General features: G+C 48.0%; 9 protein-coding genes and 1 pseudogene. 3 read left to right on the top strand and 7 right to left on the bottom strand.

All coding sequences use genetic code 11. The annotated features are described in order from the left end of the window. The 7 genes from ACYC56_RS10300 to rpmH all read right to left on the bottom strand — a co-directional run. Positions 1 to 118: FAD-dependent oxidoreductase (locus tag ACYC56_RS10300; RefSeq protein WP_461374093.1), on the bottom strand; the 118-nt coding region annotated here is incomplete at its 3' end. Between the two features lie 138 nt (positions 119 to 256). Further along, entirely contained in the window at positions 257 to 1,648 is a 1,392-nt protein-coding gene (mnmE, locus tag ACYC56_RS10295; protein ID WP_461374092.1) for a tRNA uridine-5-carboxymethylaminomethyl(34) synthesis GTPase MnmE, read from the bottom strand. Between the two features lie 218 nt (positions 1,649 to 1,866). Then, positions 1,867 to 2,487, bottom strand: coding sequence for an RNA-binding cell elongation regulator Jag/EloR (gene jag / locus ACYC56_RS10290; RefSeq protein WP_461374091.1), 621 nt, complete (start codon positions 2,485 to 2,487; stop codon positions 1,867 to 1,869). Further along, entirely contained in the window at positions 2,487 to 3,149 is a 663-nt protein-coding gene (locus tag ACYC56_RS10285; RefSeq protein WP_461374090.1) for a YidC/Oxa1 family membrane protein insertase, read from the bottom strand. The genes jag and ACYC56_RS10285 overlap by 1 nt, the downstream gene beginning before the upstream one ends. An 18-nt stretch (positions 3,150 to 3,167) precedes the next feature. After that, positions 3,168 to 3,377: a membrane protein insertion efficiency factor YidD gene (gene yidD, locus ACYC56_RS10280; RefSeq protein ID WP_461374089.1), complete on the bottom strand. Its 210-nt coding sequence runs from the start codon at positions 3,375 to 3,377 to the stop codon at positions 3,168 to 3,170. Further along, a complete protein-coding gene (gene rnpA / locus ACYC56_RS10275) occupies positions 3,349 to 3,717 on the bottom strand; it encodes a ribonuclease P protein component (protein ID WP_461374088.1) in 369 nt (122 codons plus the stop codon). Before rnpA ends, yidD begins: the two co-directional genes overlap by 29 nt. A gap of 9 nt (positions 3,718 to 3,726) precedes the next feature. Further along, the gene (gene rpmH, locus ACYC56_RS10270; RefSeq protein WP_461374087.1) at positions 3,727 to 3,861 is read right to left on the bottom strand and encodes a 50S ribosomal protein L34; all 135 of its coding nucleotides are present in this window, start codon (positions 3,859 to 3,861) and stop codon (positions 3,727 to 3,729) included. A 652-nt stretch (positions 3,862 to 4,513) separates the two neighbouring features. On the opposite strand from rpmH, the gene ACYC56_RS10265 reads away from it, so the two are divergent. From ACYC56_RS10265 to dnaN, 3 genes and pseudogenes are all read left to right on the top strand, one after another. Beyond that, on the top strand, positions 4,514 to 5,347 hold the full coding sequence (locus tag ACYC56_RS10265) for an ATP-binding protein (RefSeq protein WP_461374086.1): 834 nt from the start codon (positions 4,514 to 4,516) through the stop codon (positions 5,345 to 5,347). A gap of 11 nt (positions 5,348 to 5,358) precedes the next feature. Next, positions 5,359 to 6,683: pseudogene (gene dnaA / locus ACYC56_RS10260) on the top strand (chromosomal replication initiator protein DnaA). A 199-nt stretch (positions 6,684 to 6,882) separates the two neighbouring features. Beyond that, positions 6,883 to 7,687, top strand: an 805-nt coding sequence (gene dnaN, locus ACYC56_RS10255) for a DNA polymerase III subunit beta (protein ID WP_461374085.1), incomplete at its 3' end; no start/stop codon positions are given.

Here is a 7,687-nt window from a genome sequence, read left to right as displayed (position 1 = left end):
TGTCCAAGCTAATCGTTAAAAGCAGCGTCCGCGCACCCATACGAGAAGCGGCAAGCGCCGCCTCGCATCCTGCATGTCCTGCCCCTATGACTATTACATCAAACACGTTGTCTCTCACGCCTTATACTTCCTTCTCACTGCTCTGTCTATTACCAACCATACCGCCGGTTATGCTGCCCTGCGGTCCTCGTTCCATATGGAACTGGTGCCAAATATCCCTGTTACAAGAACATTTGGCGCACGTATACCGAGCAATCTATTTTCCTATACAAAACTGACCGAATATCCTTCCGAGGACATCCTCGCCAACCGTCTCTCCCGTGATCTCTCCCAAACTATCAAGGACATCCCGCAGAACGGTTGCGACAATCTCTTCCGGCCTTCCTGTTGTAATAAGCTCCATCGCCTCGTTAATCCCGGCTTGTGCGTGCTGCAAAAGCTGCTCGTGCCGTGCATTTGTAACTATAGCCGAGCCGGCCGCATCAAGGCTTCCCGCAAGGAGTATCTTCTCAACCGTGTCTTCCAGCACTTCAATTCCGTCCCCGCTCAGCGCAGAGAGTTCCACTCTGGCCTTAAACCTCTCGGGTACTGCGAGTCCTTGTGCCGACCGCGACATGGGGAGGTCCGCTTTATTCACTACCAGAATCAGTGCTTCCCCATCAACCTCATGAATAAGCCGTGTGTCTTCGGCCGTTATCTGCTGGTTTCCATCCACGACAAACAGCACGATTTCCGCCGTTTTTATGGCCTCTTGTGCGAGGCGCACGCCGATCCGCTCGACCTCATCAGAGGCTTCCCGAATACCGGCCGTGTCTCGTAAAACCAGCGGAATGCCCTTGATGGTAATCGTTTCCTCGATGACGTCCCGTGTGGTTCCCGGAATCGGGGTTACGATGGCGCGCTCTTTTCGCAGCAGTGCGTTTAAAAGGCTCGATTTTCCAACATTGGGTTTTCCTACTATTGCCGTTCTCACGCCCTCTTTTATCATCCTGCCCCTTATGGCTGTTGTAAGCAGGTGCCCTATCACATGATCCGCCTCATTAAGCAGACCAAGCAAGATCGGTGCGGGTAACGTCTCGATGTCCTCATCCGAGAAATCGACGGCGGCCTCTACCTGCGTCAGCACATCGGCAACCTTTTCGGCCACCTCTCGGATTCTTTCCGACAGGCCCCCTTCAAGCTGGCTTACAGCTGCTTTTAGCGCCGCGTCGGTCTTTGACCTGATGGTATCGATAACCGCCTCGGCCTGGGTCAAATCAATGCGGCCATTTAGAAATGCGCGTTTTGTAAACTCTCCCGCCTCTGCCGCCCGCGCGCCGGCACCGAGCACCACGCCCAGGGTTTTTCTGAGGGCCATAACCCCGCCGTGGCAGTTTATCTCAACAACGTCTTCGCAGGTATACGTATGAGGGGATCTCATTATGGAAACCAGCGCCTCATCAACTTGAGAACCATCGACAGGATCGATCACCGAAGCTAAAAACATGCTGTGGCTGCGTAGCGCACCAAGACCCTCGCCGTCGCGCTTTTTTATTATCTTTTCAGCAACAGCTACCGCCTCATCACCGCTGATCCGTACGATGCCGATCCCCCCTTCACCGACCGCTGTCGAGATCGCCGCTATTGTGTCATTTCCGTTACCCATCATTTTCACCATATCTCAAATATTTCGTTAACCGTGCCGTTAATGATAAAGCATTGTGCGCGTGCCACAAGAGCCAAAGTAAACAGCTATATGTTAACTATTAGTTAACGATTGTAAATTAATAGTTAACATCCCATGCCGGCGTTGTTGTAACTAAAAAGCACCCGGTCGGATGGCGCCGGGTGCTTCGATTGTTATTGTGAACCTTGCTTGACTAAGAGCTATGCTTTCGGCACTATTTTTACCAGCCGATCCGGCTCCTCACCCTGACTCTCGGTAAACACCTTGTCGTTATCTTGCAGCGCGAGGTGAATCATCCTTCTATCATAGGCGTTCATGGGTTTTAATACGACCGTTCTGCCTGTGCTCGCGACTTTTTCGGCCGCCTGCTTAGCCATTTCCTCAAGGCTCTCCGCCCGTCTCTGCCGGTAATTCTCAATGTCGACAAGGAGCTTTTTCACCGTGCCCGCTTTTCTGAGCGTGACATTGGCTATCGTTTGAATCGCGCTTAGCGTCTCGCCGCGCTTTCCAATCAACAACCCAAGCTCTCCGCCCGTGATATCTATCTTTATCGCATCGTCGGTTTCATGGACCGCTATGTCCCCATCGACGCCGAGATACTCCATGATCTCCTTGATGAGTGCCTCTGTTTTTTGAACACCCCTGTCGATGACCGATACCCGAACGCGAGCCTTTCCGGCGCCGAGCCTTCCAAAAAAGCCCTTGCTTTCTTCTTCTAATATTTCCACTTTCGCATCAGCGCGATCAACACCCAGTTCTTCAAGTGCTTCCTTGATCGCCTCTTCGACTGTGCCGCCTTCTTTTTCTACAACTGTTGTCATTAACTAACCTCCGCCGTTTTTGCAAGCCTTAGGGTTACATATTGTTGCGCTATGGTCCAAATGTTTGTCGTCACCCAATATATCAAAACACCCGCCGGCAGACTCCATGCGAAAAACACCATAAGCGGTACCATGTAAAGACCCATCTTCTGTTGTTGTGCGTCGGTCGCCATCATTTTCTGAGGCAGATAGGTCGTAACCGCCATTAAGATGATGAGAATCAAATATGGTATGAACGGGATTATCCCGTGCGCGAACGCCAAGCTCGGCTTGAGTCCAAGCTGTAGGCCAAGCGATGTCGCATTTAGAAGCTCTTTGTTGTTCAACAACATTCTAAACAGCGCGAAAAATATCGGCAACTGTAGAATCAGCGGTAGACACCCGCCGAAGGGGTTCACCTTGTTCTCCGAATAGAACTTCATCATCTCTTGTTGTAGTTTTTCTTTGTTGTCTTTGTATTTCTCCTGCAATTCCCTTAGTTTCGGCTGGAGTTTTTGCATCTCATACATCGACTTGGTTTGCTTAATTGTTAGCGGAAGGATAAATATTCTCACCGCGACGGTTAATAATATGATCGCTACGCCATAACTATGGACATATGCGTTAAAAAATGTGAGCGTTGCCGCGAGTATATCTATCAGGCCTTGCCAAATGCTGCCCAAATTAAAATGCCTCCTTTATTACTTTACTGGATCGTAGCCCCCGGGAGAAAAAGGATGGCAGCGCAGTATACGGCTCGTAGCCATAAAGCCCCCCTTAAAAAAGCCATACTTATCGATGGCCTGGAGCGCGTAGCTTGAGCACGTGGGATAATACCTGCACGATGGCCGAAGCATTGGCGATATGTAGTTCTGGTATAGTCTAATCAATGCTATCGCTAATTGTTTCATCTCTTTTTTCTATGAGCCCTACTCTCGAAAGAATATCAATAAAAGCCTTTTCAACCTCGTGAAAAGACTTTCCTTTTATCGGCTGCCTTGCTATAAGCACTATGTCGTATCCTTGTTTGATCTCGGCTTCGTTAAGTCTAAAAGTTTCTCTTAAAAGTCGTTTTATTCTATTTCGGGTTACGGCAGAGCCGACTTTTCGCGATATCGAGATCCCAAGGCGGAGTCCACTTTCCCGCTTCTTTAAAAAATAGACTACCAGGTACTTATTCGCCGCAGATTTCCCGTTGCGGTACACGTCCTTGTAGTCTTTGCCGGAAGTTATACGTGCTTCCCTGCGCATGTTAACCGTTTACGCCGACAATCTATCTCGATTTTTCCGGCGGCGGCTTGAGATCACTCTACGTCCGGCCTTAGTTCTCATTCTAATTCTAAAGCCGTGCGTCTTTTTTCTTTTTCTCGTATTTGGTTGAAAGGTCCGTTTCATTTTTTCTCCTTATATAAAAAAAGAACAGCCATAATTATATTGTTGCCTGTATATATATGTCAAGGTAATGAATTCCCTGACGCTCCTCATTAAAGGGCTGTGGATAATGTTAATAACTTTGTTTTCATCCATTCTGCCTGCCCTTATAGCTCGCTTGTTTACTCTACAAATATGCGTCTGTTATAATTTATCATATATTAATACCAATTAAAACTGCAGGTAAGCGGCGCGATTATAGATGTCGTTTGTGGGGTGGCTTTATTTTCCCTTTTAAAACAAGCCGTAAGGGGTTTTTTTTGGCAAAACCCCCTAAAAATAGAAGTTTTCCACAGGAATGCGCTGTTTTTCCTTTGCAAGCGTCTCTTGAAAAGTTAATATCTGGTTATCGCATCGTCTACTAGGATTTCGGGAAAGCGTGAAAATCCGTTTTCAATACTTTTCCACACATGTGGAAAGAGCTGTGGATAACTTTTAGGTTTTTGCACGTTTTCGGCCTTTCAAGGGGTGTTGAAAGTCTTTTCATTTTTTAGCGGGCGGTAAAGGAAACAAAATAACTAGCTGCATAGAGAGGCCTTGCCCTACTTTTTTTACCTAAGTTATTGTTGATAACTCAGGGGATAAATACGGCTCTTATATCAATAAAGGATCATGTATGGAAAACTACTTTCAGCGGTTCGTCGATAATTTGGAACAAGAGAGGATAAAGACACCCTCTACCGGGCAAGAAGCGACGTCCCTGGAAAACACGGCCGCGGTGGCGGCTAAAGAGCGGATTGCCGCACGTCTTGCCGTCTATGATTCACTCAGGGCCGCGCCGCGCATCATCGAACTCGACGCCGATGATTATGACGAATTTATAAATCTGCTGGCCACAAAGACCTACCAGTCATCGAAAGAAATCGGTGGAAACATACCATATACGGTCTTGCGAGAAATCATAGAGAACCTTATACACGCTTACTTTAAAGAGGTGGTCATAAGCGTGCTCGATAACGGCAACACGGTGAGGATATCAGATCAGGGCCCGGGAATAAAGAACAAAGACAAGGCGTTTGAGCCGGGCTTCTCAACGGCCACATCAGAGATGAAACAGTATATTAAAGGCGTTGGCTCGGGCCTTCCTATAACCAAAGAAACCCTCTATTTTCTCGGCGGCGCGCTCACAATCGAGGACAACTTGGATCACGGCACCGTTATCACACTTAAGGTCCCGGGCGCTCAAACTACGCCCGGTGAGACGATAAAGGCGGAAACGCCCATCAACTTCGACTTAAACAAGCGCCAGAGGCAGGTCCTCTTTCTTATTATGGAATTCGGGTCTGTCGGTCCCTCCAAGATAGCGGGTGAGCTTAATATCAGCCTTAGCACGGCTTACCGAGATTTGATATACTTGGAGGAGAAGGCGTTAATTTCCGCGGACGAGCAGGGCAAAAGAGTTCTTACATCCATCGGCATCGAATACTTGGATGACATTCTAAACCCATAGGTGGGATTTTCTTGCAAAACCAGCTTGATATTATCTGGGGTCAAGCCCTAAAAATAATAAAGAAACAACTTAATACTCCTACCTATAAGGCCTGGTTTGAAAACACAAGCCCCGTGCAGATAGAGGCGGAAGAATTAATTATCTCTGCGCCGAACTCGTTTACTAAAGAGTGGCTCGAAACGCGCTACAGCAGCCTCATTGCCGATGCGCTCTTTCAGGTTCTAGGCGAGGAGATGCAAATAAAGGTCGTCGTCGATGAAGCGGAGCAACTCTCAATAGCGCCCGAAGTCGCCCGGCCCAAAAAAGGCGAGATGAAAAGCCAGCCGACGTCGCTTAATCCCCGCTATACATTTGAGTCGTTTGTTATAGGCGGGAGCAATAGGTTTGCACACGCGGCGGCGTTGGCGGTGGCCGAAGTGCCATCAAAAGCCTATAATCCACTCTTTATTTACGGGGGTGTGGGGCTTGGAAAAACGCATCTCTTACAGGCGATAGGCCACTACGTTATCAACCACCATCCCGGATTAAAGGTTCGCTACGTCTCCTGCGAGAAATTCTTGAACGACTTTGTCGCGTCCATTCGAGACAAAGACAAGATTTCAGGATTTCAAAAACGGTACCGCGATAACGACATCCTCCTCGTCGACGACATCCAATTTCTCGAAAACAAAGAGGGGACGCAGGAGGAATTTTTTCACACGTTCAACACGCTCCATGAGGCGAATAAACAGATCGTCCTTTCAAGCGACCGCCCGCCGAAAGACATTGCGACCCTTGAAGACCGGCTGCGCTCATTACCGATATTCAGCCGCCGGATTTAGAAACGAGAATCGCGATCCTTCATAAAAAAGCCCAAATCGAGAAACTCTCGGTCCCAAACGAGGTTCTCGAGTTTATCGCTTCTAAAATACAATCGAACATCCGCGAACTCGAAGGCTCCCTTATCCGGATCATCGCGTTTTCGTCGCTTACAAAGGCGCCGGTGAATATATCTATGGCCGAAGAGGTGTTAAAGGACATCTTTCCAAACCATGCCAGCCGCCCGATTTCGGTTCAGACGATCCAGGCGGAAGTGTGCCGTTATTTTAATATTTCAAAATCTCAACTTGTCGGAAACAAGCGCTCGCAGCCGGTCGTCTACCCGCGACAAATCGCCATGTATTTGGCGAGGGAACTTACCGATCTCAGCCTTCCTAAGATAGGGGAGGAATTCGGGGGACGGGACCATACAACCGTTATGTATGCGAACACTAAGGTGAGTAAGATGATCAGCACACAGCGAGAGGTATATAACCAGGTTCAAGAATTAACGAATCGCATAAAACACAAGACATAAAGAGACATAAAAGCTGTTAATAACTTTGTTAGTTATTATGCAATTACGATTCGCCTAACATTTTGCACAAGTTATGCCCTGAGTAATCAACAAGAGAAACAACAGCCTTACGAGCACGTTTGGCGGTTGTTAACACAATTAACAACACTTACTATTACAACTAAACATATTTTATATACTCTTATAGAAGGAGGCACATGTGAAAATAAATATAACGCAGGGTGAATTAAACACCGCCTTACAAACCATACAGAAGGCGGTTTCATCGAGAAGCATTTTGCCCATCTTGTCGGGAATCTTATTTGTCGCCGAAGACGGGCACCTCAATGTATGCTCGACGGATCTCGAGCTATCGATGAAATATCGACTCCCGATTAGCGTAGAAAACGCGGATGCCGCGGTCCTTCCGGCGCGCCTCATGAGCGACGTGGTCAAAAACCTTCCCGACGCAAAAGTAGAGCTGGACATCGACAACAAAAACGGCAGCGTTAAGATCACCTGCGGCTCGTCTCTCTTCAGCTTAAAAGCTTTTTCGGCGGAGGATTTTCCGAAGTTTCCCGATTGCAAGGCGGAAAAAACGATAACGATCCCGGGTAAAAAACTTTCCTCGGCGATCAGACAGGTTATGAAAGCGGTTTCAAAGGACGAGACCCGCCCGGTGTTATGCGGTATCTTGACGACGATCGACAAAGGGCGCCTGAAGATGGTGGCCACCGATAGCTATCGTCTTTCGATAAATGAGATGGCCGTCGACGGAGCCGCCGCCGATGACATGAAAGTGATTATCCCCGCACGCTGCATGGACGAGGTCTCGAAGATATGCGGTGAAGAAGATGTTGAGATTGGGCTTGCGAAAAATCAGGTATATTTTAAGATGAACGATACGGTCGTTGTTTCGCGACTTATTGAAGGAAACTTTCCGCCGTATCAACAACTGTTGCCCGATAATTGTGAGACAAGGGTAAAGTTGATGAAGGACGACTTTCTCGCTTCCTTAAGAAGGG

The organism is Candidatus Aquicultor sp., from assembly GCF_054640775.1.
This window is presented reverse-complemented; position numbering and strand designations above follow the sequence as displayed.